Origin of the sequence: Streptomyces sp. NPDC001401 (assembly GCF_042895385.1) — a bacterium.
Classification (GTDB): Bacteria; Actinomycetota; Actinomycetes; order Streptomycetales; family Streptomycetaceae; genus Streptomyces.
The window spans coordinates 58,487-82,750 of the sequence record NZ_JBIAWI010000013.1 but is presented as its reverse complement, the minus strand read 5'-3'; the positions used below and the strand labels follow the sequence as shown (position 1 = coordinate 82,750).

Genomic DNA, 24,264 nt, shown 5'->3' with positions numbered 1-24,264 from the left:
AAGGTCACCATCTGATGAGTACCGCAGCAGCCGTTCCCGAGCCATCCGACGACTCGGGAGGCCCAGCCAATGCCGGCACCGGGCTGTCCCTGCGCGGGCTGAGCAAGGAGTTCAAGCTCGGCCGACAGCGCGTACCCGCACTGGCCGGCGTCGATCTGGACACGGCCGAGGGCCAGTTCCTGTCGCTGCTCGGGCCGTCGGGCTGCGGCAAGTCGACCGTTCTGCGGATCCTCGCCGGGCTCGACAGCCCGACCTCCGGTACGGCCCTCGTACACGGCGAGGACCCGGAGGCGGCCCGCAAACGGCACCACCTGGGCATAGCCTTCCAGGACGCCGCGCTGCTGCCGTGGCGCTCGGTCGCCGCCAACATCCGGCTCCCGCTGGAGATCAGCGGCATCAAACCCGACCCGGCAGCGATCTCCGACCTCATCAAACTGGTCGGCCTCGAAGGCTTCGAGAAGGCCCGCCCCGCCCAGCTCTCCGGCGGCATGCGGCAACGCGTCGCCATCGCCCGCTCGCTGGTCGTCGACCCCAAGGTGCTGCTGCTGGACGAACCGTTCGGCGCACTGGACGACATGACACGTCAGCGGCTCAACCTCGAACTCCAGCGCATCTGGCAGGCCCGCGCGGTGACCACCCTGCTCGTCACCCACTCCATCAACGAGGCCGTGCTGCTCAGCGACACCGTCGCCGTCATGTCCCCGCGGCCCGGCCGGATCGTGGAGGTCGTCACCATCGACCTGCCTCGGCCGCGCACCCCGGAGATGATGCGCTCGCCCGAGTTCCACGCCTACGCCGACCAGTTGTCGGAACTCCTGTTCGGCCGCGCCGACGCCCCCGCCGACGCCCCCGATCCCGCGGCGGTGGCGTCATGAGTGCGCGGCGTTCCGCCTGGACCGGCGGGGCCATCGGCATCACCGCTCTGATCGGAGCGTGGTCGCTGCTGTCCACCACGGTCGTCAGCACCGGGGACGGCGTGCCCACCCCGTGGGCGGTCGTGGCGAGCGTGTTCGACGACGGCTGGTCCTTCTACAGCCCGCATGTCACGCAGACCGTGGGCGAGGCCCTGACCGGGTATCTGGTCGGCAACGGGCTGGCGCTGGGCCTGGCGGTGCTGGTGCTGCTGGTGCCCGTACTGGAGCGGGTGATCACGCAGATCGCGGTGGCCTCCTACTGCCTGCCCATCGTGGCGATCGGCCCGATCCTGTCCCTCGTCCTGGACGGAGACAAGCCGATGTCCGCGATGGCCGGGCTGTCGGTCTTCTTCACCACCCTCATCGGCGCACTGCTCGGGCTGCGCTCGGCCGACCCGGCCACGCTCGACCTGGTACGCGCCTACGGCGGCGGCCGCTGGCAGCAGATGCTGCGGGTCCGCCTGATCGCCGCACTGCCCAGCACACTGGCCGCACTCAAGATCGCCGGTCCGGCGGCGCTGCTCGGCGCGATCATCGGCGAGTACCTCGGCCGGGTCGACAGCGGCCTCGGCATCGCCATGACCATCGCCCAGCAGCAGCTCGACGTGCCCCGCACCTGGGGCATCGCCCTGGTCTCGGGAGCGGTGGCAGGCCTCGCGTACGGAGCAGTCGGGATCGTCGCCCGCTACGCCCTGCCGTGGTCGCGCACGACGACAGTGGAAGGCGGACACGCATGAGCACCGCACCCCAGACACGGACGGCCCCCGCGCTGCGCTTCGCGGCGGGCGTGCTGCGCCCGCTGCTGAACGTGATCGTGACGATGACGGCCGTCATCGTCCTGTGGATCGTCTTCCTGCAGGTCTACGACCTGGACCCGCTGGTGGCCAAGTCGCCGGTCGACATATTCCACTACCTGTTCACGGGCGCGGACGCGGGCGCCCACCGCTCCCTGGTCTCCTCCGGTCTGGGCCGCACGCTGCTGGACGCCGGGGTCGGCTTCGTCGCCGGGCTGGCGGCGGCGGTGGGCGTGGCAGTCGTCTTCGTCCTCCTCCGGAGCGTCGAGCAGGCCCTGCTGCCGATGGCCGTCGTCGTACGCTCCGTGCCCCTGGTGGCGATGACCCCGCTCATCACGCTCATCTTCGGCCGCGGCCTGATGGCCACCACCGTCATCAGCGGCCTGATCGTCTTCTTCCCCGCCCTGGTCACCATGACCTTCGGCCTGCGCTCCGCCTCCCGCCAGGCCGCCGACCTGTGCCGCGCGTACGGCGCCGGAGACTGGACCATCGCCCGCAAGGTCATGCTGCCCAGCGCGGTCCCCGCGTTCTTCGCCAGCGCACGCATCGGCGTCCCCGGAGCCCTGATCGGCGCGATGCTCGCCGAATGGCTCTCCACCGGACAAGGCCTCGGCTACGCCATGCTCAAGGACTCCTCCACCTTCGACTACGACCACCTCTGGGCCTCGGTCGCCGTCCTCACCGCCGTGTCCGCACTGGCGTACAACATCATCGCGGCCATCGAGACCGTCGCCCTGGCCCGCTTCGCGCCCAACATCCGCCCGGGCACCTGACCCCATCCGGCCTACGACTGGATACCTGCTCAATGGATGCCTCCGCCCTCGCCACGACGTTCGGCGCCCAGCTCCCCGCATGGGTGCTGACCGAGCTGGCCGGCGTGCCCGAGACCCTGCCCACCGACGAGGAGCGCGTCCGTCTCACCAACCGGCTCGCTGAACGCAACCACCAGGAGGACACCGGCGGCCCGTTCGCCGCCCTGGTCGTCGAGACGGGGACCGGACGACTCGTGTCGGCCGGCGTCAACCTCGTACTGTCCTCAGGTCTCTCCTCCACCCACGCCGAGGTCGTCGCCGTCTCCCTCGCGCAGACCCGGCTGGGCGCATGGGACCTCGGCGCCCCTGGCGGCCCTGATCTTGAACTGGTCGTCAACTGGCGCCCCTGCACCATGTGTTACGGCGCCGCGATGTGGTCCGGAATCCGGCGTCTGGTCATCGCCGGAGAAGGTCCCGAGGTGGAACAACTCACCGGCTTCGACGAGGGCCCCATGCGCGAGGACTGGGCCGAGCAGTTCGAGCAGCGTGGCATCCAGGTCGTGTCCGGCGTGCTTCGTGACGAGGCAGTCACGGTCTTCCAGGCCTACGGCGAACGCGAGGATGCCGTCATCTACAACGCGCGCGGGTCCGTGACCGTCATCTCGTAGTCGGCCCGGGTCGCGTCCCCGACCAGCGGACCGATCACGGCGGCGCCGACGCCGACAACGACCACGGCGGCCCCGCACACCGTGCGCTCGGGCCAATTCCGTCCAGCCGCTCCACCTGGGTTCGGTCAGGGTCCAGCCTTTCAGGCAGTGGTCGTGGTCGAAACGGACGACACCTTCATGGGAGTTCTCGGTGCCGAAGCCAACCGGCCCGCTCGTCGCCACCGTGTGCGCCGCGCCGAACCATGTCCTGCTCAGCACCAGGGAATACTGCACAACCCTGGACACCCTGGCCGACCGGTTGCCAGGCCGTGCCCACGCGGCGGGATCCGTACCGGGCGCGGTCGGCTGAGCCGACCCGCAGCAGATCACGCGCGCAGTAGCCTGCGTCGCCAACGTCCATGCCGACGACCAGGAGACACAACTGGAGCCAGGCCGCCGCTACCCGGGCGGGGCACTGCACGGACTGCGCACGTGAGCCGCCGACGGCAGAACTGCTACGACAAGACCGCATGCCCCGTCTCTCGACGACGGCCTTCTCCTGCGCACCCCGGCCCCCATGGCTTCGGAAAATCGCCGCTGACGCCGTAGGGCCGTTTCCTCTTGGGGCTTTTTCATTGCCCCCGGGCCCGCGCACCAGGGGCACCCGCATCCGCGCTGCCTCCAGTGCCGACCCGGCACTCGACTGTCCACGCTGCAGCTGGCAGCCCATGCCGCGCAGCAAGCAAACGGGACGACGAACCGGCCCGGAGACACCGACGACTGGACACACCTTCGCCGTCCCGGCCCCTGTACGGCCCCTGGGTCCCGGCATCGACCCTCAGAGCAGTCACCCGGACGGAGAGCGACGACCTCGATCGCTCACTCCGCCGCAGGTCAGAGAGGCTGGGGCTCCCCGACCACCGCCGGACCCCAAACCCACGAGCAGCGGATTCAGTCCGTTCAGGCAAAGTAAGATGAACGTTTCCGCAGGTCAAAGACCTGCGCAGGTGGGGCGGGTGGGACTCGAACCCACGGCCGACGGATTATGAGTCCTTTGAGGATCTTGGCGACTCTTGTCGATCAATGCCAATTTTGGCCGTTTTCCCAGCTCAGAAGGGGTTTGGCACCTCACCCCTTCTCAGCCCTTGTCAGTCTTTTCCGATCCTTGTGTCCAACCTGCGTCCAGAACGGGGCCTGGAAGGACATGCCCAACCAGCTTCCGAGACGATCGCCCCAGCTCGGGAGTGCGCCTCGAACTCGCCCGCAGCGGATTCACCTACCAACGCTCAGAAGCTCTGCCCCAGTACGGGGGCAGAGCTTCGATGGCCATAGGACACGAGTGCAAGCAACAACGCGCCGCTGTGGCTGGGGATCCCGGTCGAACTGGAATCGCTATGGCGCCCACGCCCGCAGCGCCGCATCCACCACCGCGCCCACCATGTCGTGACCAAGCCGGGCGCCCACGAGGAACCGCTGATAGACGAGTGGCCCGACGGTCGTCATGGCGAACGTCTCGGCCGTGACGTCGTCGCGCAGGCGCCCCCAGGCGACGGCTGCGGTGACGGCAGGGCGCAGGGAGTCAACGATCTGGGTCAACAGGGTCTGGCGGAGGTGCTGCATCCCGTCGTCGTACTGCGCCCCGCCCAGTACGGCGGCGAGAACGGCCCCGGCCTGGGCGTCGTCGAGCCGCTCGCCGAGCTGGCGCAGGTAATGGACCAGCTCGGCGCGCGGCTCGGCACCGGACGCCGCCCGCACGTCCTCGGGCGCCGGTGACAGGGGCGGCATACCTGCCTCCAGTGCCGCCAGACGGAGACCGAGCAGGTCGGCCCAGTGACGGTAGACCGTGGCCCGGCCGACTCCGGCGCGGGCGGCAACCGCCTGGTGCGTGACGGCCTCCAGGCCGCCCTCGGTGAGCAGCGTGGTGGCTGCGGTCACCATGGCCTCGCGGCTGCGCACCTGGCGTGGATCGGCTCGCTCCTCCGGCATGTGGCACCCTTCGTGTGAGACAAGTTGCCTCACATGCTAGTCGCAGGGTGTCTCGGTCCGGAGGCGTCGTGGGCGAGTCCCCGGCTTGCCTCGCGGGCGCGCCTGACCAGGGCGTACGAGCGGCTGGTCTGGCGCATGACCAGAGTCTGAAGGGCGAGTTGGAGCCCTCTGTCGACATCGCCTCCGACCATGAGCCAGAAGTCGGCGGCGTGATCGGCGTACGCCTCCGGGTGACGTGCCACCAGATCCTCGTAGCGTTCCGCCGCTCGATCCCGCCACGGCCGAGCCTCCTGGTGACGTCCGACCGCGCGCAGGGCGAGTGCGAGGTGTGCGGGGTACTCGGGGTCGTCGCTCGTCTCCATCAGCGGGCGCAGGCGGGCGACAGCGGTCTCGGGGTCACCCAGGAGCAGGTCGACCTCGGCGAGATGGCCGGTCGCCGGTGCGTAGCCCGGCACCCGGCGCCGGGCCGCGTCGAACCAGGACCGAGCCGTGGGCAGGTCGCCTTCGCGCAACCACATCACCCCGCGGCGGAAGTCCAGTTGAGCGAGCGGGAAGGGCGAGACGCCCCGGTGAGCGGCGCGCGCCTCTTCGAAGAGGTGCTCCGCCTCGGCGGTCTCGCGCCGCTCCGCCTGGAAGACGGCCAGCGCCGACAGCATGGTGAAATCGGACGGATGGGGCGCCGTGCTCCGCAGCAGGGCATGGGCTTCGGCATGACCGCCGACCGCCTGGAGGATCGACGCCCGTTCCGCGTCCAGGGCGGCCTGCTCCGCGCCGGCCCGGCCCGCGCCGTCGAGGTCGGCCATGGCCTCGGCGAACCGGTGCAGGGTCGCCCGGGTGCGGGCCCGGGCCAGCAGGGCGGCACTGTCGTCAGGTGCGTTCCTTTCGGAGAGCCGTGCGGCCCGCTCGTAGTCGGCGACGCGACCCAGGAGGTGTCCGCGGAGTGTAAGGAGGTCGACCAGGACCGCCTGTTGTGCGACGGCGAGTGGCGCGGTCGAGCCCGCCCGGCCTACGGGCGCCGCCATGCCGTCGATCTGGGCCGACAGGTTCACCAGGGCCAGGGTGCCGTTGGTCGTGACCGGTTCCTGGTCGGCGCGCACGGGCTGGCCCGTCATGCCGCTTCCACCTCAGGCTCCGGCGGGGCGAGCAGCGCGGTCATCACCGTCATGAGGTCCGGCGGGTTCGGGTTGGGGGCTACGAGGTACGGGAAATCGTGCGTGGCCGGCCGGGTGGCCTGGTCGACGCCGTCGCTGATGCGCGGGCCGTCGACGCCGTTGACCAGGAGTGTGTAGAGGGTGTCCACGATGTCGTCGTTGGGCGCACGGCCGCCGCAGGTCGCGTGGGGGCGTCCGGCGAGCAGCGCGGTCTCGATCTCGAAGCAGCTGTCCTCGGCGAACGGCTTGGAGATGTCGACGACAAGGAAGTCGGCCAGGAGGAGTTCCGTCAGCGGGTGAGTGCCTTGGTCGTCCGGCGGCCAGACGAGCTCTCCGTCGAGGCGGTCGAAGAAGGCCAGGTTGGCGTCGAACCGCGCCCGGTAGACCCCGGCGTAGTCCGGTCGCACAGCGAAGGCGTCCTCCTCGTTGTAGAGGTCTCGGATCTCCAGGTCGCTGTTGACGGGGTCGTAGCTCTTGCTCGCCAGGACGACATTCTTGATCTCGGGGCGGCCCATGCGCTCCAGCCGGACCGGGCGCCCGCCGGAGGTCACGGTCTCGCCGACGACGCCGAGCAGGGGGCCGCAGTCCAGGCCGAACACCACCTCGGGGTCCACCTCGACGACGATGCTCAGCACGTTCATCCCTTCGAGGACGTTGTCCGCGCCGGGACGGAAGGCCAGCTTCTGCGTGGCGTCGGCGGCCAGAACGCCTGCGAGGTCGATGAAGAACGGGTCGAGTCGTGGTCCGGCGAAGATCCTCAGCCCTTCGGCCTCGGTGGGCTTCTCGCCGCCGACCAGGAACAGGACCTCCTCACCGCTGGACGTCGTGCAGGTGCCGATCTGAAGGGGTTCGTCGCCGCCGGGGATCCGACCGGGCGTGGCGAAGGTGAAATTGAGGCCGTACTCGGTGTCGCCGACAGTGAACGCGGCCCGATCTGCCGCCGGGGCGACCGGCCGGACCCGGAAGCGGTAGGTGATCGCGTCGGAGAACAGCGCGGTGGGAGCGGCGGCCGGAAACACGTCGAGGACGAGTACCAGGCAGCCGGGGCGGTCCGGGCTGGGGAAGGCGAAGACGTCAGCGACGTCGGACGCAGGGTCGAAGAGGATGCGCGGTCCGGAGAAGTGATCCGCCATCGGGAACTCCTTCGAGTGATGGGTGGGTCGAGGTGCGCCACCTGTGAGACACGATGACTCACAGAGGCGCTGTGAGTCAATCTGTCTCATAGCGGCGTGAGCCATGTGACTACCTGCGAGTAGCGCGTTGACAAGCCGGAACAGCGAACTGATGATGTAATCAGTTATGCGGAGGTGGTCAGAAAGCGGGTTCCCTCCCGCTTGCACGTCACCCTGCGATGACCTATTTGTGGCGGTAAGTGAAGTGCTGCCGCCCACGCCCAAGGAGAGGCGCCATGAGCGAGACAGACCTGCACGCCAAGTTCCAGCAGTTCCCCGATGCGGTCCGCGAGAAGGTCGAGACTGCACTGTCGGACGCCAAGATCGCCCTCAAGCTCAAGGCCGCCGAGATCCTCGCCGACAAGGGGGAGATGGCCGAACACGCCGTCACCACCGCGGGCCGGATCGGCGCCAAGAGCGGTGAGGTGTCCGAGCTGACGACGATCCTGCCGCTGAAGCCGAACGGCGCCGCGCGACTGCGGAAGTTCTTCGGCCTGGTCGGCGGGAACCTGGCGGGCGCCGGTCAGGTCGGCACCCTGCACAACATGCGGTTCGTGTTCCTCGACAACGACACGAAGCTGCTGTTCGCGACCGCCTTCGACGGCGAGTGGGACCCGTACATCGACGACTTCGCGACCAAGATCCCCGAGTTCATGGACTACCTGTTCAGCAACGTCGAGGGCTGGCCCGGCATCACCTCGCCGGACGTGAAGGAGTTCATCGTCAAGTACCAGATCCCGGCGGAGGCGTGGTTCGTCGCCCACCCCAACCTCACCGTCGCGGAAGGCCACCGGCTCAAGCGGCAGGAGGCCACCGTGCAGCGTTTCCTGTCGGACCTCAACTGAAGGCAGACACGCCATGCCTTCCCCGCTGTTCCGGCGGCTGCGCCGCCCGCCCACCCTGGACCTCGATGACATCCAGGCGACCCTGCTGCGGGCCCGGCCCGAGCCCTACTTCGGCACCCACGCGATCCTGGAGATCACCGAACCGGCCGCGGGCAGGGAACTGCTGCGCCGCTTGGCCCCTCGGGTGACCTCGGCGGCCCGCTGGGACGAGCCGCAGCCGTCCTGGCTGGCCCTCGCCCTCAGCTACCAGGGTCTGGTCGCACTGGGGCTGCCGGAGGCCTCACTGGCCTCCTTCCCGGCCAACTTCCGGGCCGGGATGGCGGCTCGCGCCGAGCGGCTGCGGGACACGGGCGTGAACGCGCCGGACCGCTGGGAGTTCCCCTTCGGCACCCCGCGCGTGCACGTCGCCGTCACGGTGTATGCCGCGAGCGAGGACGACTGGCGGGCCGAAGTCGCCGCCTACGAAAAGGAATTGGGCGAGGTCCCTGGCGTCCGGCTGCTGTCGCACCAGGACTTCGCGGCCGACGGGTTCAACGTCTTCGGCTACCGGGACGGCTTCAGCCAGCCGGTGGTCGAGGGCAGCGGCGCCGAACCCCTGCCCGGCGACGGACGGCCCATCAAGGCCGGGGAGTTCGTCCTCGGCCACCCGAGCGAGACCGGTGTGCCGCTGCCCGTACCGGCTCCGGACGTCCTGGGCCGCAACGGCACGTACGTCGTCTTCCGCAAGTACCACTCCCATGTCGCGGCCTTCAACAAGTGGCTGCACGACAACGCCTCCACCGAGGCCGAACGCGAACTGCTGGCGGCCAAGCTGGTCGGCCGCTGGCGCAGCGGCGCGCCCCTGGCCCTGACCCCGGATCGCGACACCCCCGCGATCGGTGAGGACCCGAAGCGGATCAACGACTTCGACTACTCCGCCGACCCGCGCGGGCTGCGCACCCCGCTCGGTTCCCACATCCGCCGGATGAACCCGCGCGACACCAAGCTGACGGTCCTCAGCGACGTCAACATCCGCCGGATCATCCGACGCGGCACCTCCTACGGCACCCCGCTGCCCCCAGATCGCCTCAAGGACGACGGCACACCGCGCGGCCTGGACTTCATCGCCCTCGGCGCCCGGGCCATCGACAACGTCGAGTTCCTGCAGAGCGAATGGGTCGGCTCCGGCAACTTCATGGGCCTGGGCAAGGAGAAGGACCCGATGATCTCGCTCCAGGACAAGGGCGCCTACTTCACCGTGCCCGGAACCCCGCCGCGCCGGGTCCAGAACATCCAGTCCTTCAACACCCTCCTCGGCGGCGAGTACTTCTTCATGCCCAGCCTGTCCGCCATCCGCTGGCTCAGCAGCAACTGACCCCCACCCCCGCGCGGAGACACTCCCCATGACCTCGTACGTCCCCTACAGCCCCGACCTCGAACAGCCCTTTCCGGACGAGGACGAACTCGTCCGCCAGGTCGTCGCGGCCATGGGCAAGGCCAACCAGCAGGTCGCCGACAAACACCGCCACGGCCTGCGCGACGCCCACGCCAAGAGCCACGGCGTCCTCGCCGGTGAGCTGCGCATCCAGCCCGACCTGCCCGCCCACCTCGCCCAGGGCCTCTTCGCCGCACCGGCCACCTACCCGGTGATCGTCCGCTTCTCCTCCGCCCCCGGCGACCTGCGCTCCGACCAGGTGCCCGTCCAGCGCGGCCTCGCGATGAAGGTGATCGGCGCCCCCGGGTCCCGCGCCCTCGACGACGGCTTCACCACCCAGGACTTCCTCCTCGTCAACCACCCCACCCTGCCCTTCGGCAACATCGCCGAATACGCCAAACTCCAGGGCCTGTTGGAGAAACAGCCCGGCCAGAGCGACCAGCAGCTCCAGCTCACCGGCGCGGCCGCCCGGGTGGCCGCCAAGGCCCTCACGCGGGTGGGACGTCCGCTTCCGCCCGCCGTCGAGACCCTGGCCGCCGCCAACGACCACATCCTCGGCGAGACCTTCCACTCCATGGCCGCGCTGCGCTACGGCGACCACGTGGCGAAGATGTCCGCCGCGCCCCGCTCGGCGAATGTCAGGGCCCTCACCGGCCGCCACGTCGACAAGAAGGCCGGCGAGTCGGCCCTGCGCGACCTCGTCATCGACTTCTTCGCAGACAACAGCGCCGAGTACGAGATCCGCGCCCAACTGTGCACGGACATCGACCGGATGCCGGTGGAGGACGCCTCGGTCCTGTGGCCCGAGGAACTGTCACCGCACCAGACCGTGGCCGTGCTGCATCTGCCCGCCCAGGACGCCTACAGCGACGCCCGCCGCCGCTACGCCGACGACGTCCTGTCCTTCAGCCCCTGGCACGCCCTGGAGGCCCACCGCCCACTGGGCTCGATCATGCGCTCCCGCCGCGCCGCGTACCCCGCCTCCAGCGACTTCCGGCACCGCTTCAACGGCATCGAGCCGCAGGAGCCCTCCGACATCAAGGACCTGCCCGCCTGATTCCCGCCTGTCCAGGCCCCGACCGATCCCGGATGCAGCCGCGGATCGGTCGGGGCCTGCATGCCAGAATGGAGAAGTCCGTTCTCCGTTCCGGCTTCTTCGAGGTTCCTTTCGTGTCCCAGCCCGTCGGCCGTGTGCCCCAGCGACGCAACGCTCGGTCCAACCGGGCTCGCATCCTGGCCACCGCGCGTCAGGAGCTGGGGCGGAATCCCGACATCACCCTGGAGGAACTGGCGCGCGCCGCCGGTGTCGTACGGCGCACGCTGTTCGGGCACTTCCCCGGGCGGACGGCACTGCTGGACGCGCTGGCCGAGGAGGCTGCGGAGGCGCTCCAGGCCGCCGTTGCAGTAGGAGCAGGCGCGACGGAACCGGCGGACCGGGCGCTCGCCCACTTCACGTTGGCGCTCTGGCCCGTGGGCGACCGCTACCGGATGCTCTTGGCGCTGGCTCGACGGGACCTCGGCATGGACCGGGTCGCCGGGATCCTGGAGCCCGCCCGGGTCAGGGTCACGGCCGTCCTGGAGCAGGGACAACGGGACGGGATCTTCCACACCCACCTGCCGGCCCCGGTGCTGAGCGTCGGCCTGGAGGCGATGACGGTCGCCCTGCTGGAAGAGGTCAACACCGGGGCGCTGGAGGACGACGGCACCCGGGTGGCCGTCACCACGCTCGTCGCGGCCGGGGTGCCGGAGAAGCGGGCGCAGATCGTGGTCGACGAGGTGGCCGCCGCCGAGGCGTGAGTTCGCCCCCACAGTCCGACGTGACCCCGGTGCGAAGCGCCGGGGTCCTCCTGTGTACACCCCCACTTCATTACTTACCCTTAAATGTGCAATTATCTTACGCAGGAACTTCGCCGGAAGGGAACCTTCCAGTTCCGAAAGTTCGGGGATAGGGCCGGCCTTGACCAGGGCTTCGATCTGCTTCTCCCAGGTCCCGAAGGTCACACCGCCCTGTGCAAGTGATCTGAGGAGTTTCAGGAGGGCACCCTTGCGATGGGCCAGCGTCGTGGCGATGCGGTACAGCCGGGCCAGTGCCGCCACGCGGTACGGATAGGTCCACTCGGCCCGTCGGACCGGGTCCCCGAGCGGTTGGACTAGCTCTTCGATGATGCGCGCCTCGTACGCGGAGGACTTGGCCACACGGCGGACCTCGTCGAGGCCGGCCTGCACGCCTTGGAACACAAAAAAAGGGGGGACGGTGCCGGGTGTCCCCTTCCGGCACCGTCCCGGGGCCGTGCGCCGCTCAAGGCACGACCCGTCCTGGGGGTGGAGGAGGCCGGAATCGGGTTCCGGCCTCCGGTGTACGGGGCTCAGGCGCCCACGGTCTCGGTCTGCTCCTCGGTCGCCGGCGCCGCTTCTTCCTCACCGTGCTTGGTGGTGTGCTTGCGGCCGGGCAGGACGGCGATGACGATCAGGGTTCCGGCGGCCATGATGATGCCGCCGATGAGGCTGGTGTGGGCGATGGCGTGGGCGAAGGACTCGTGCACCGCTCCCAGCAGGGTCTGGGCCTGCTCGGCGCCGCCCTGGGGGTTCTTGGCGACCTGCTCGGCGACTGCGATGCCGCCGCCGACGGAGTCCTTGGCGACGTCCATGGCCTCGGCCGGGAGGTGGCCGCCGACCATGTCGGTGAGCTTGTCCTTGTAGGACGTGGCCAGCAGCGAGCCGAGGATGGCGATGCCAAGGGCGCAGCCGAGTTCCAGGGCGGTGTCGTTGGCACCGCCGCCGACGCCCAGTTCGTCCTCGGGGAAGGAGCCCATGATGGTGTCGGTGGCCGGGGCGAGACTCAGGCCGATGGCGAAGCCGAGCAGCAGCAGGGGCGTCAGGAAGTCGGTGTAGGTCGAGGCCGTCTCGATCTGGGTGAGCAGGAAGACGCCCGCGGTGCCGATGACCATGCCGGTGCCCACCACGATCTTCACGCCCAGCTTCGGGGCGAGTTTGCCGGTGACGGCGGAGCCGACGAACACGGCTCCGGCCAGCGGCAGCAGGCGGATGCCGGTCTCCAGGGCGTTGTAGCCGAGGACGAACTGCATGAACTGGGTGGAGTAGTAGATCGAGCCGAAGGTGCCGAAGAAGAAGAACAGCACCGCGAGCATCGAGCCGCTGAAGGGGCGCTCGGTGAACTTGCGCACGTTCAGCATGGGGTTGGGGTGCTTCAACTCCCAGGCCACGAAGGCCAGCAGGCCCACGCCGGCGACGACGGCCGCGGTGATGGGGCCGGCGCCCCAGCCGAAGTGCGGACCCTCGATGGTCGCGTACACCAGGGAGCCGACCGAGGCGATCGACAGCAGACCGCCGACGTAGTCGATGCGGCCCATGCCCTCCGCCTTCGACGGCGGGACCAGGAGCAGCGCGCCGACGACGCCGAGGACGGCGACGGGGACGTTCATCAGGAAGGTGGAGCCCCAGGCGTGGTTCTCCAGCAGCCAGCCGGCGGCCAGTGGACCGGCGGCGATGGCGAGGCCGGAGGTCGCGGACCAGGCGGTGATCGCCTTGGCGCGCTCCGCCCTCGGGAAGATCGCGACCAGCAGCGAGAGCGTGGCCGGCATGACGACGGCGGCACCGACACCCATGATCGCGCGGGCTGTGATGACGAGGTTCGTCTCATCGACCAGGCCGCCCATCACCGAACCTCCAGCGAAGATCAGCAGGCCGAGGATGAGGGCGCCGCGGCGGCTGTACTTGTCGCCTATCGCGCCGAGCACGAGCATCAGGGCGGCGTAGGGGACGGTGTAGCCGTCGATGACCCACTGCAGGTCGCTGCTGCTCAGGCCCAGGTCCTTGGTCATGTCGGGGGCGGCCACGATCAGTGACGTGTTCGCCATGACGACGATCAGCAGGCTCAGGCACAGGACCAGCAGGGCCCACCAGCGCCGGTGGTAAGGCTCCGTCATCTTCTCGACGGGTGTGTTCGGAACGAGCGGCATGGTCGGGCTCCTCGGCAGGAGGTGAAGCGGAGGCTTCGGGTGCGGATCGGTGGGAGAGGTGCAGGCGGGGCCTCGAGGAGGCCCGGCACCAGGGCGGTTAATTGCCCGCTGATGTGCAGACTAGTTTATTGCCCGTCAATGTGCAACTATCGAGTCGCCCTCCCCCGTCAACCGGAGGTCCGACATGACCCACGCACCCGTCACAGCCGCCCCGGAACGCAGCCGAACCCTGCTCACCCGGGCCCGCATCCTCGAAGCGGCCCGGCAGGAACTCGGCCGTGACCCCGACAGCAGCCTCAGCGACATCGCCGAGGTGGCAGGGGTGGTGCGCCGTACGGTCTACGGCCACTTCAACGGCCGGGCCGCGCTGGTGGAGGGGCTGGTGGCGGAGGCCGCGCAGGCTTTGCGACAGGCGCTCGCGGTTCCGCGCGTGCCGGTGGCGGATGCCGTCACGGAACTGGCGCGTTTCGTTCTCGCCGTGTGGCCCGTCGGCGACCGCTACCGCATCCTGCTCCGCCTCGCCCCCCAAGACCTCGGGGCCGATCGGCGTGCCGAAGTCCTGGGCCCCGCGCGGGACATGGCGGAGGCGATCATCGGCAGGGGGCAACGGCAGGGCGCCTTCCAGACCAGCGTTCCGCCGGCCGTACTGACCCGGGCGCTGGAGGGGCACCTGCTAGGGCTTCTCGACTGCGTGAACAGCGGGGCCTGGAGCGACGACGGCACGGGCACCGCGACCGCCGCCCTGATCGCGATGGGCGTGGCCGGCGACAGCGCGGCGACATGTGTCCACGGGCTCGTCCGGCCCGAGGGCGACGCCGCATAGGCGAACTTTCCCAAGCACCACTCGAAGAGGAGAACCATGTACCAGCCCCACCACGACGAGGAGGACGTCGGCGAGCCCTACTACGGCGACGGCGCCGTGTATGTGAGCCCCCCGACCCGAACCAGGCGACGCCTGATCATCGCCGTCGCGTCCGTGGCGGCGTTGCTGATCGGCGCCGTCGCGGTCGACCGGATCGCCGCGGCGCGCGCGGAGAGCCGTACGGCCGAGGCCTTCCAGGACGGCATGGGGACCGCCGATCGGCCATCGGTGCACGTCAGGGGCTTTCCCGTGCTGACCCAGCTCGCCGAGGGCCGCCTTGACCACGTCGACCTCACCGCCCAAGACATTCCAGCCGGCGGCACCACCCGGCCGCTCCCGGTGACGAGGCTGACGGTCGGGATGGACGGGCTGAAGACCTCGGGGAGCGCCGACGAGGCTCACGCGGACAGCGTCACGGCGACCGCGTTCCTGTCCTACGCCGACGTGTCGAGCGCGCTCGGCGTGCAGGTGTCGCAGGGCGACGAGTCCGGCCGGGTCGACGCGACCGCGAGTCTGCCGCTTGTCGGTGACGTGACCGTGAGCGCGGCCGTCTCTGCGGCGAGCGGCAACCGCATCGCCTTCACGGACGTACGGGCGGAGCAGGGTGAACTGCTCCCCCCGCTGAAATCACTGCTCGACAAGGCCCTGGACCAGCCCATTCCGCTGCGGAACATCCCCGAGGGGCTGCGTCTGCGGTCGGTGACCACCACCGAGGACGGGATCGACGCCCGCTTCACCGGCCGCTCGGTCACGTTCCGCCCGGACTCGTCGTCGAGTGCCTAGAGGCAGGGCGGTCAGTCGAGGTCGGGCAGCGGGCGCCGGGCCACCTCGTGGGCGTCGTCCGCGGACAGGCCCAGCATGCGCAGGACCATCTCGGCGAGGTTGACCGCGGCCTCGTCGCCGTCCACCTCGGGGCGGGCGAAGCGCAGCTCCACCAGGGACAGCAGGGTTCCGCCCAGTGCGGACAGGGCGACCACGGGGTCGAGAGTGGTGAAGCGGCCGGAGGCGATGCCGACCTGGAGGTCGCGCAGGGCGCGTCGGGCCAGGCCGTTGCCCGAGTGGATGTGCCCGAGGCCACGGCGGCGCAGGACCTGCATCAGCTCCGGGTGGGAGTCGGCCATGCGGGCACTGAGCCGGAAGCCGGCCGCGAGCAGCTCCGCCGGGTCGTCGATCCCCGTCAGATGCTCGTCGAAGGCCTGCCCGAACTCCTCGAAGGCGTCGATCACTGCCGTCTCGAACAACTCCGCCTTGGAGTCGAAGTGGTTGTAGAAGGAGCCGAAGCCCACGTCCGCGCGCTCGGCGATCGCCTGGATGCTCGCGCTGGTGTCACCGCTCTCGGCGAGTATCTGCCGGGCCGCTCGCACAAGAGCCCTGCGGGTCTCTGCGCGACGCCGCTCGAACCGGTTGCTGGGCGGGGCTGACGTAGACATGCGCAGAGTCTAACCGCCGGGCGATGGTGATCGCAGTCCTGATGAATTCATCATTTCCTGCCGCGAACATCTTGACGACAGAACTGTCACAGTTGATGATTTCCTCATTACGGCAATGTTGCTCGGAGGGCACCATGTCTGAAATCCGCGTCAAGGGGGCCGGCGTCATCACGGCCCACCAGGACCTCCACAGCGAGCAGGGCGCCCTGCGGGGCGAACACCCCGGTCGCTCCCGGAACCCGGTGATCAAGGTGGCCGACCTGGCCTGGCTGGAGTTCCAGAAGCCCGATCTGGACCGGGCCGAGGTCTTCGCCCGGGACTTCGGGTTCCAGATCGCGGCCCGCACCGACACCGAACTGTGGCTGCGGGGCACTTTCGGCGGCTCGCCCTGCATGGTGATCCGGCGCGGCCGCACGTCCCACTTCATCGGTCCGGCGTTTCGCGCCGCCGAGCGGGGCGACCTGGACCGGCTGGCCCGCGCCACCGGATCGTCCGTGCGGGACTCCGACGTCCCCGGCGGCGGCAAGGTGGTCGACCTGCTCGACCCCTCGGGCTTCCCGGTCCGGGTCGTGCACTGCGGCGAACAGCTCCCGGCACTGCCGGAACAGCGACCGCTGCTGCTCAACTTCGGCACGGATCACCGTCGTACGAACACCACCCAACGCCCGCCGCGCGAGCCCTCGCGCATCCAGCGTCTCGGCCACGTGGTGCTGGAGACACGGGTGTTCGGCCAGGCCCTGGACTGGTATCTGGACACCCTCGGGATGATCGTGTCCGACTTCCTGTTCCTGGACGGGCAGCGCGGCCGCGGTCCGACGATGGCGTTCATCCGCTGTGATCTGGGCGGCGTGCCGGCCGACCATCACACGTTGGCGATGCATCTGGGGCCGGGCACCGGATACGTCCACTCGGCCTACCAGGTCACGGACCTGGACTCGATGGCCGCCGGTGGTGAGTACCTCAAGGAGCGTGGCTACAAGCGCAGTTGGGGCATCGGCAGGCACATCCAGGGCAGCCAGCTCTTCGACTACTGGCGCGACCCCGACCACTTCATGCTGGAGCACTTCGCCGACGGCGACCTGTTCTCCAGCGACGTCGAACCCGGCTGGGCGCCCATGTCGACCAGCGGCCTCGCCCAGTGGGGCCCGCCGGCCACCCGCGACTTCCTCGGCGCGAGCCCCTCCCCGCAACGCGTCCGCGATGTCATCGAGGCCCTGCGCGGCGACAACGAGATGGACCCGGCACGCCTGCTCGGCCTGCTCAAGGCCGCCAACTCCTGAACCCCCGACTCCCTCACAAAGGCACTGACATGAGTACCGATGTCCTGCGTACCGCCGACGGCTGGTGGGTCGTCCGCGGTGACCACGCCGTCCCCGTCGACACCAAGGCCGCCACCACCGCCGAACTGCTCGCCGACCGGGACGCCGTACGAGAGGCGGCCCTCTCGGGTGAGGCGGGCACGCCCGTCGCCGACCTGGTGGCCCTCTCGCCGGTCACCACCCCCTGCCGGGTCGTCGCCCAGATGGTCAACTACCGCAGCCACGCCCGCGATTCGGGTTTCAAGGGAGAGATCCCGCCCGCCTTCTTCCGCAAGGCGTCCGGCTCAGTCAGCGGCCCGGGCGACGCCGTCGTCCGCCCCTCCCACGTGAAGTTCCTCGACTACGAGATCGAGCTCGGGCTCGTCATGGGTGCGCCGCTGCCCGTCGGCACCGTGGTCGAGGAGCGGGACCTGCCGTCGTACGTCGCCGCACTGGTGATCACCAACGACATCAGTGCCCGCGAGGTGCAGCTGACCAAGACGCAGTTCTACGAGAGCAAGTCGTACCCCACCTTCACGCCCACCGGCCCGCACCTCACGCTGCTGGAGCTGGAGGACTTCACCCATCTCCTCGATCTGCGGCTGAAGTTGAGCGTCAACGGTGAGCTGCGTCAGGACCGCACCCTCGCCGACATGATCGTCCGTCCGGCACAGGCACTCACCCTGCTGGCCCGATTCCAGACCCTGGACGCCGGCGACCTGCTGCTCACCGGCACCCCCGGCGGCACCGCCCTGAAGGCCCCGCCGAAGGCCGTCGAGAAGATCGGCGCGCTGCTGCCTCCCGCGGTGAAGTGGAAGGCCTTCTTCAAGAGCCAGGCCAAGAACCCGCACTACCTGAACCCGGGCGATGTGATCACGGCGACGATCGCGACCCCCGACGGCCGCATCGACCTCGGCGAGCAGCGTACGCCCGTCGCGGCCGCGAACTGACACCCGAGGTGAGCCGCACATGACCGTCGATGAAGCCGCACGTGTGCCCGTCGTGATCGTCGGGGCCGGGCCGGTGGGCGTGACCGCCGCCCTCCTCCTGGCCCGGCGCGGAGTCCGCAGTGTCGTCCTCGAACGCCACCGGGACATCTACCCGCTCCCCCGCGCCGTCGCCAACGATGACGAGATCCACCGCATCCTCCAAGCCGCGGGCGTCGGTGAGGAGTTCACCGCGATCTCCCGCCCGGCGGGTGGACTGCGGCTGCTGGATTCCCGGCACCGGGTGATGGCCGAGTTCCGCCGCACCCCGCACGGCCACCACGGCTATCCGCAGTCCAGCATGTTCGACCAGCCCGAACTGGAACGCGTACTGCGCGACGCCCTGGACCGGCGCCCGGAGTGCGAACTGCGCGGCGGCGTGGAGGTCACCGGCGTCGGCCCGGACACCACCGGCCCGGTCCGGGTGACCTACCGTGACGAGGACGGCGGCGAGCATGAGCTGTGGGCCGACGCCGTCCTGGGCTGCGACGGCGCGGGCAGCCTCACCCGCGAGGCGATCGGCGGCGTGTGGGAGGACCTGCGCTTCGAGGAACGCTGGAAGGTCATCGACGTCGATACGACGGGCCCCGTCCGTTGCTGGGAGGGGGTCGACCAGGTCTGCGACCCGGCCCGGCCGGCCACCTTCATGCGCGTGAGCGAGAACCGTTACCGCTGGGAATTCCGGCTCGGCGAAGGGCAGGAGACGGTCCGCGAGCTGATCGCCCCGTGGCTGCCGACCTCGTACGACGGTGACTTCGAGGTCGTCCGCGAGACGCAGTACACCTTCCGGGCTCGTGTCGCCGACCGCTGGCGCAAGGGACGGGTCTTCGTCCTCGGCGACGCCGCCCACCTCACCCCGCCGTTCGTCGGACAGGGCCTGTGCTCCGGCCTCCGGGACGCCCACAACCTCACCTGGAAGCTCGCCCGCGTCCTCCTACAGGGCAGCGATGAACGGCTGTTGGACACCTACGAGAGCGAACGCAAGCCGCACGCCCGCCATGTGGTCCGGCTGGCTGTCGCCATGGGCTGGGCCATGACCGGCGGTCAGGACAGCGCCGCCACCCTCCGCCGCAGGGCACTGGCCGCCGCCTGCCGGATACCCGGCCTGACCGAGCTGGCCGGCCGCGACCTCAGCCCGCCCCTGACCGCCGGACCGCTGGTGCGGCGCGGAATCCGCCGGGGCCTGGCGGGCACGCACTGTCCGCAACCGTGGGTGAGCGTCGGTGGACGGCCTACCCGTCTCGACGACGTGCTCGGCGACTCCTTCGCCGTGCTGACCGCCTCCGAACCCGGCCCCTCCCTGACCGCGCTCGCCCACAGCCTCGGCGTGCACGCGATCCCGGTGGCCGACCTCGGCGACGACGGCACCCTCGCCGCCTGGCTGCGTGCCGGACGCGCAGACGCGGTCCTGCTGCGGCCCGACCGCGTCGTGATCGACGTCGTCCCCTCGGGTGGCCGCGACTTCACGTCGACCGCCGCCTGGGCGTCCCTGCTGCACACCACTCGAAGCCCTGTTCCTTTCGAACGGACGGCCCCGAAAAGCCTGTTGAGGAGTACGACGCGATGAGCACGCCCTTCTTCACCCCCGATCCGGAGACGGCGGCCGCCAGTCGCATCGCGGACTTCGCCCGCTACGTCGGTGTGGACGGCACCGACTATGCCGCCCTGCATCGCTGGTCGGTCACTCACCTGGAGGGCTTCTGGGCCGCGGTGTGGGAGTACTTCGACATCGACGCCAACACCCCCTACGAGCAGGTCCTGGCCGAGGAGACCATGCCCGGCGGCCGCTGGTTCCCCGGCGCCACCCTCAACTACGCCCACCACGCCTTGCGCAACGTCCGCGACGACGACGCGGCGATCCTCGCCCTCGACGAGACCGGCTCCGGATACGAGGTGACCGGCGCACGGCTGCGTGCCCTCGTGGCCTCCGTCGCCGCCACCCTGCGCGACCTCGGCGTCGGCAAGGGCGACCGGGTCGTCGGCTACCTCCCCAACACCCCGCACGCCATCGTCGCGTTCCTCGCCGCAGCGAGTCTGGGTGCCGTGTGGTCGGTGTGCGGGCAGGACTACGCCCCCAAGGCCGCCGCCGACCGCTTCGCCCAGCTCGAACCCACCGTGCTGATCGCGGCTGACGGCTACCTCTTCAACGGCACCACCCACGATCGCCGCGACGCCGTCCTCGAACTGGCCGGCGCGCTGCCGACGTTGAAGGCGACCCTGCTGGTGGACCACGTGGGGCTGCCGTGGCCCTCGCAGGCCTACCCGTCGCTGGTGATCCCCTGGGAGGATGCCTCGACCCGCACCGAGCCACTCACCTGTGTGCCGGTGCCGTTCGACCATCCGCTGTGGGTCGTGTTCTCCTCCGGCACCACCGGCCTGCCCAAGGGCATCGTCCACGGCCACGGCGGCGTGCTGCTGGAGCACCTGAAAACCCTGGGCCTGCACTCGGACTTGGGCCCCGGCGACCGTCTGCTCTGGTACACCACCACCCACTGGATGATGTGGAACCTGGTCGTCTCCACCCTCCTGACGGGCGCCACCACCTGCACCTACGACGGCAGCCCGGCGCCCTTCGCCAAGCTCGACGTCCTGTGGGAGCTGGCCGCCCGCCACCGTGTCACTGTCTTCGGCACCAGCCCTCAATACTTGTTGGGCATGGCCAAGTTCGGCATCGCCCCGTCCGCGCACGACCTGTCGTCGATCCGCGTCGTGGGCTGCACCGGCTCCGCCCTGCCCGCCTCCGCCTACCCCTGGGTCCGCGAACACGTCGGCGAACACGTCCTGCTGGCCTCCATCAGCGGCGGCACCGACATCGTCTCCGGCTTCGCGGGCAGCGCACCCAACACCCCTGTCTGGGCCGGGGAGTTGTCCGCGCCGCACCTGGGTGTGGCGCTGGCCGCGTACGACGCCGAGGGCTTCCCCGTCGTCGACCAGGTCGGCGAGCTGGTCGTCACCCGCCCCATGCCGTCGATGCCGCTGTACCTCTGGAACGACCCGGAGGGCACCCGCTACCGCGACACCTACTTCTCTGCGTACCCCGGAGTGTGGCGGCACGGCGACTGGATCACGCTCACCTCGCACGGTTCGGTCGTCATACACGGCCGCTCCGACTCGACGCTCAACCGCAACGGCGTCCGGCTCGGCAGCGCCGACATCCACGACGTCGTCGAACGCCTCCCCGACATCACCGAGGCGCTGGTCATCGGCGCGGAGGAACCCGACGGCGGCTACTGGATGCCGCTGTTCGTCGTCCCGGCGGCCGGCGTAGAACTCGACGACGCCCTGCGCGACCGTATCCGCGACGCGATCCGCACCGGCGCCTCGCCCCGCCATGTCCCCGACGAGATCCTCGAAGTGCCCGGCATCCCGCACAGCCGCACCGGCAAGAAGCTGGAGGTCCCGATCAAGCGGCTGCTCCAGGGTGCCGCGGTGGAGCAGGTCGTCAACCCTGCCACCGTGGATGACCCCGATCTCATCGACCACTACGCCCGGCTGGGCGAGGAGCGCCGCAAGGGCAGGTCCTCCTCATGACAATCGTGCTCGCCGTCGTCCTGTCCCTGGTCTTCCTTCCGCTGGGGCTGGCGAAGCTCGCCGCGGTGCCGTTCATGCGCCAGGCGGCGGCCCATCTCGGCATGTCGGTCCGGCTCTATCGCGTCGTCGGCACGCTGGAGGTGGCCGGGGTCGCCGGTCTGCTGACGGGTCTGGCCTGGACGCCACTGGGCGTAGCCGCCGCGACAGGCCTCGCCCTGCTGATGGCCGCGGCGGCGGTGGTCCACCTGCGCCACGGCGACCCGCCGCCCCGGGCCGTCCCGGCGGCCGTACTGGCGGTGGCGGCGCTGGCGTACGCAGGGGCGGCGGTCTCCTTGGGCTGACATCGTCCGAAGGTTCGCCGATGACTCAGGCATGCTGCACGGCGTACCGTCGAAAGCGCCGACGTCACGGCCGATGGCCTCATGGCCCGTGTCGCGCGTGAGCTCGCACCGAGAGCGGACGAGCTGATCGCAGAGGTGGCGCGATGCCTGCGGCGTGAGGTTCCAGAGCTCTGGACCGCCCCGGACCTCGCCCGGATGACCGCCAAGAACATCGCGAAACATGTCGTCGGCGTGCTGACCGGACTGGAACTGGGCATCAAGCCGGGTGACATCGAACCACCGCCGGCCGACGTGGAACGCGCCCGTCGGCCGGCCCAGCACTGTACGCCCGTCACCGCGATGCTACGGGCGCACCGGCTCGGCCAGGGGGTCGTCCTCAACAGGCTCCTCGCCGAGGTACCGCGGCTGACCGACGAGCGGCGGCTGTCCTCACCCCGGCTCCCCCGCGGGTCGCCATCGCACCCCGGCCTCCTCCCCTCCGAGGCCGGGGTGGCTCGCGCCGACGTCCGGGGCCTGCGAGACAGCTGGGCTCGACAGGCCCCGGACGCGCTGTCTCTGCGCCCGGCCGCGTCAGTCGCGCTGAGGGGCAGCGGCGGGTGTCCCCCTGGGCTGCGCGGCCGACTTGGGCAGATCACGTCCTTCGATGTCCACGTTCGGCAGGATCTTCTGCAGCGAGCGCGGCAGCCACCACCCGCGGCGGCCGACCCACAGGAGCACTGCGGGCACGAACGTCATCCGGATCAGGAGGGCGTCGACCAGAACCCCGAAGTCCAGGGCGAAGGCGATCGGCTTCACGATCGCGTCCTGCGTCGCGACAAAGCCGGCGAAGACCGCCACCATGATCAACGCGGCAGCAGCGACCACTCGAAACGCACCCGACCGAGGGGTTCGAGAGCCTGCTGGGACCCCGAGCCGGGGTTCGTGAACGTGTCGTCGGTGTCCTCACCGGCGATGCCAAGACCTGCCACGACTGCGGCGATCACCACGGCCCAGAGGACGAGGACGAGTCTGCGGCGGCGGAAGGCGGGCTCGGCCAGCCGTCACGCAAGGGGCGCTACCCAGCGTCAGGGCGATTCGGATCGGGGAGACCGATGCGCGTGGGTCACCCACCGAGCCGGCGCGCCTCCCGTCAAGGGGTGAGAGAGAGGGTGCGGTCAGGCTGGCGAGGGTGAGAGGCGTGCGATCTGGGCCGTTTTCAGTACGGGCCGTTTCTCTCTCGCGCCGATCGGCCTCGTCGGCAACTGCATGAGCCCATTGCCACCACGCCGCACCGGCTCCGCTCCTCCGGGGCAACATGGACGACTCGACTCCGGAACTATCCCTTCCGATTTCCTCGCGTCCAGCCAGCGTCCAGAATTCGGTGCCCAACGAGCCGCAGGAGCCATGTACCGCAGGCTCAACCGCTGCGAACCAGAACATCCGTGCAGGTCAGAGCCACACGCACCATCGACACTGGCCACGATGCCGAACCCACGAGCAGCGGATTGAGTCCGTTCAGGCGAAGTTGACGATCCGACAGGACAAAATGAACGTTTCCGCAGGTCAGAGCCCTGCGCAGGTGGGGCGGGTGGGACTCGAACCCACGGCCGACGGATTATGAGTCCTTTGAGGATCTTCCGTGATCTTCCGAGTCCGGTCGTGATCTTCCTGTTTCTGCAGGTCAGGCAACTTTTCATGGTCGAGCCCGTCCGACTCCTTCCCAGCTCTTCCTGATCCTTCTGTCCACTACGGAGCTGAGCAGACCCGTCCCGCCGGGGGTCGGGGATCACGGTGAGAACGTCAACGCAGGTCTCGGTCTCGGCCTAGAACTCACCCGCAGCGGAGTTCCTTACCGACGCAAAGGATCCCGCTGGCTACGACGACGTCATTTGGGCTCTGGCACAGATCTTGGGGAGCGGTCGCGGAGCGTCACCGCGGTGTTTGATCGTGGGTTGGCTGCTCGTTCGTGAGACCGTGTACGCCCCGCCGTCTGACAGACTCAGCCGATCCACTGCCGCCAGCGAGGTTCAGGCGACTTGCAGCGGCCCGTACCAACCGCGAACCAGTAGGCCGCATCGGTGCGTTGCTCAGCAGTCCATCGCTTCCAGTTCGCGATGGTCAGCAGCGGGTTCCCGCGACTGTCGGTTGGAGGGGCGCTGACGGTGATCGCGCAGTGTGGCCG

General features: G+C 69.9%; 23 protein-coding genes. 16 read left to right on the top strand and 7 right to left on the bottom strand.

The genetic code is table 11. From position 1 onward, the window contains the following. Positions 1–14: 14 nt before the first annotated feature. From ACFY10_RS35450 to ACFY10_RS35430, 5 genes are all read left to right on the top strand, one after another. The gene (locus ACFY10_RS35450) at positions 15–875 is read left to right on the top strand and encodes an ABC transporter ATP-binding protein (RefSeq protein ID WP_390669343.1); all 861 of its coding nucleotides are present in this window, start codon (positions 15–17) and stop codon (positions 873–875) included. Beyond that, the gene (locus ACFY10_RS35445) at positions 872–1,651 is read left to right on the top strand and encodes an ABC transporter permease (RefSeq protein WP_390669342.1); all 780 of its coding nucleotides are present in this window, start codon (positions 872–874) and stop codon (positions 1,649–1,651) included. Before ACFY10_RS35450 ends, ACFY10_RS35445 begins: the two co-directional genes overlap by 4 nt. Continuing rightward, positions 1,648–2,481, top strand: coding sequence for an ABC transporter permease (locus ACFY10_RS35440; RefSeq protein ID WP_390669341.1), 834 nt, complete (start codon positions 1,648–1,650; stop codon positions 2,479–2,481). The genes ACFY10_RS35445 and ACFY10_RS35440 overlap by 4 nt, the downstream gene beginning before the upstream one ends. Before the next feature lie 32 nt (positions 2,482–2,513). After that, positions 2,514–3,128 (top strand): nucleoside deaminase, encoded by a 615-nt coding sequence (locus ACFY10_RS35435; protein ID WP_390669340.1) that lies wholly within the window; start codon positions 2,514–2,516, stop codon positions 3,126–3,128. A gap of 190 nt (positions 3,129–3,318) precedes the next feature. After that, the gene (locus ACFY10_RS35430) at positions 3,319–3,477 is read left to right on the top strand and encodes a hypothetical protein (RefSeq protein WP_390669339.1); all 159 of its coding nucleotides are present in this window, start codon (positions 3,319–3,321) and stop codon (positions 3,475–3,477) included. Between the two features lie 1,022 nt (positions 3,478–4,499). Here ACFY10_RS35430 and ACFY10_RS35425 read toward each other — a convergent pair. Genes ACFY10_RS35425 through ACFY10_RS35415 form a run of 3 tightly spaced genes read right to left on the bottom strand, consistent with a single transcriptional unit; the run spans position 4,500 to position 7,377 of the window. Beyond that, the gene (locus ACFY10_RS35425; protein ID WP_390669338.1) at positions 4,500–5,093 is read right to left on the bottom strand and encodes a TetR/AcrR family transcriptional regulator; all 594 of its coding nucleotides are present in this window, start codon (positions 5,091–5,093) and stop codon (positions 4,500–4,502) included. Between the two features lie 29 nt (positions 5,094–5,122). Next, a complete protein-coding gene (locus tag ACFY10_RS35420; protein WP_390669337.1) occupies positions 5,123–6,205 on the bottom strand; it encodes a hypothetical protein in 1,083 nt (360 codons plus the stop codon). Beyond that, a complete protein-coding gene (locus ACFY10_RS35415) occupies positions 6,202–7,377 on the bottom strand; it encodes a DUF4331 family protein (protein ID WP_390669336.1) in 1,176 nt (391 codons plus the stop codon). The genes ACFY10_RS35420 and ACFY10_RS35415 overlap by 4 nt, the downstream gene beginning before the upstream one ends. 275 nt (positions 7,378–7,652) lie before the next feature. On the opposite strand from ACFY10_RS35415, the gene ACFY10_RS35410 reads away from it, so the two are divergent. From ACFY10_RS35410 to ACFY10_RS35395, 4 genes are all read left to right on the top strand, one after another. After that, complete coding sequence (locus ACFY10_RS35410) at positions 7,653–8,261, top strand: hypothetical protein (RefSeq protein ID WP_390669335.1); 609 nt, start codon at positions 7,653–7,655, stop codon at positions 8,259–8,261. A gap of 13 nt (positions 8,262–8,274) precedes the next feature. Beyond that, complete coding sequence (locus ACFY10_RS35405) at positions 8,275–9,615, top strand: Dyp-type peroxidase (RefSeq protein ID WP_390669334.1); 1,341 nt, start codon at positions 8,275–8,277, stop codon at positions 9,613–9,615. A 28-nt stretch (positions 9,616–9,643) separates the two neighbouring features. Continuing rightward, positions 9,644–10,732 (top strand): catalase family protein, encoded by a 1,089-nt coding sequence (locus tag ACFY10_RS35400; protein WP_390669333.1) that lies wholly within the window; start codon positions 9,644–9,646, stop codon positions 10,730–10,732. 113 nt (positions 10,733–10,845) lie between these two features. Then, entirely contained in the window at positions 10,846–11,472 is a 627-nt protein-coding gene (locus ACFY10_RS35395) for a TetR family transcriptional regulator (RefSeq protein WP_390669332.1), read from the top strand. Positions 11,473–12,041: 569 nt separating this feature from the next. Here the strand turns inward: ACFY10_RS35395 and ACFY10_RS35390 are convergent. After that, a complete protein-coding gene (locus tag ACFY10_RS35390; protein WP_390669331.1) occupies positions 12,042–13,655 on the bottom strand; it encodes an MFS transporter in 1,614 nt (537 codons plus the stop codon). A gap of 184 nt (positions 13,656–13,839) precedes the next feature. Between ACFY10_RS35390 and ACFY10_RS35385 the strand changes: the two genes are divergently transcribed. Then, positions 13,840–14,478 (top strand): TetR/AcrR family transcriptional regulator, encoded by a 639-nt coding sequence (locus tag ACFY10_RS35385; protein ID WP_390669330.1) that lies wholly within the window; start codon positions 13,840–13,842, stop codon positions 14,476–14,478. A gap of 36 nt (positions 14,479–14,514) precedes the next feature. Further along, complete coding sequence (locus ACFY10_RS35380) at positions 14,515–15,300, top strand: DUF2993 domain-containing protein (protein ID WP_390669329.1); 786 nt, start codon at positions 14,515–14,517, stop codon at positions 15,298–15,300. 11 nt (positions 15,301–15,311) lie between these two features. Here the strand turns inward: ACFY10_RS35380 and ACFY10_RS35375 are convergent, their stop codons facing one another. Then, positions 15,312–15,947, bottom strand: coding sequence for a TetR/AcrR family transcriptional regulator (locus tag ACFY10_RS35375; RefSeq protein WP_390669328.1), 636 nt, complete (start codon positions 15,945–15,947; stop codon positions 15,312–15,314). Between the two features lie 134 nt (positions 15,948–16,081). Here ACFY10_RS35375 and ACFY10_RS35370 point away from each other — a divergent pair, with 134 nt between their 5' ends. From ACFY10_RS35370 to ACFY10_RS35350, 5 genes are read left to right on the top strand one after another with little or no spacing between them, the layout of a single operon-like run. Next, positions 16,082–17,227, top strand: coding sequence for a VOC family protein (locus ACFY10_RS35370; protein ID WP_390669327.1), 1,146 nt, complete (start codon positions 16,082–16,084; stop codon positions 17,225–17,227). Positions 17,228–17,256: 29 nt separating this feature from the next. Further along, complete coding sequence (locus ACFY10_RS35365) at positions 17,257–18,195, top strand: fumarylacetoacetate hydrolase family protein (RefSeq protein WP_390669326.1); 939 nt, start codon at positions 17,257–17,259, stop codon at positions 18,193–18,195. A gap of 19 nt (positions 18,196–18,214) precedes the next feature. Continuing rightward, positions 18,215–19,798, top strand: coding sequence for a bifunctional 3-(3-hydroxy-phenyl)propionate/3-hydroxycinnamic acid hydroxylase (locus ACFY10_RS35360; RefSeq protein WP_390669325.1), 1,584 nt, complete (start codon positions 18,215–18,217; stop codon positions 19,796–19,798). Further along, the gene (locus tag ACFY10_RS35355; protein ID WP_390669324.1) at positions 19,795–21,762 is read left to right on the top strand and encodes an acetoacetate--CoA ligase; all 1,968 of its coding nucleotides are present in this window, start codon (positions 19,795–19,797) and stop codon (positions 21,760–21,762) included. Before ACFY10_RS35360 ends, ACFY10_RS35355 begins: the two co-directional genes overlap by 4 nt. Further along, complete coding sequence (locus ACFY10_RS35350) at positions 21,759–22,103, top strand: DoxX family protein (protein ID WP_390669323.1); 345 nt, start codon at positions 21,759–21,761, stop codon at positions 22,101–22,103. Before ACFY10_RS35355 ends, ACFY10_RS35350 begins: the two co-directional genes overlap by 4 nt. 570 nt (positions 22,104–22,673) lie before the next feature. On the opposite strand, the gene ACFY10_RS35345 is transcribed toward ACFY10_RS35350, so the two are convergent. Next, on the bottom strand, positions 22,674–22,967 hold the full coding sequence (locus tag ACFY10_RS35345) for an MMPL family transporter (RefSeq protein WP_390669322.1): 294 nt from the start codon (positions 22,965–22,967) through the stop codon (positions 22,674–22,676). Then, the gene (locus tag ACFY10_RS35340) at positions 22,946–23,089 is read right to left on the bottom strand and encodes a hypothetical protein (RefSeq protein WP_390669321.1); all 144 of its coding nucleotides are present in this window, start codon (positions 23,087–23,089) and stop codon (positions 22,946–22,948) included. The genes ACFY10_RS35345 and ACFY10_RS35340 overlap by 22 nt, the downstream gene beginning before the upstream one ends. Between the last annotated feature and the right edge of the window lie 1,175 nt (positions 23,090–24,264).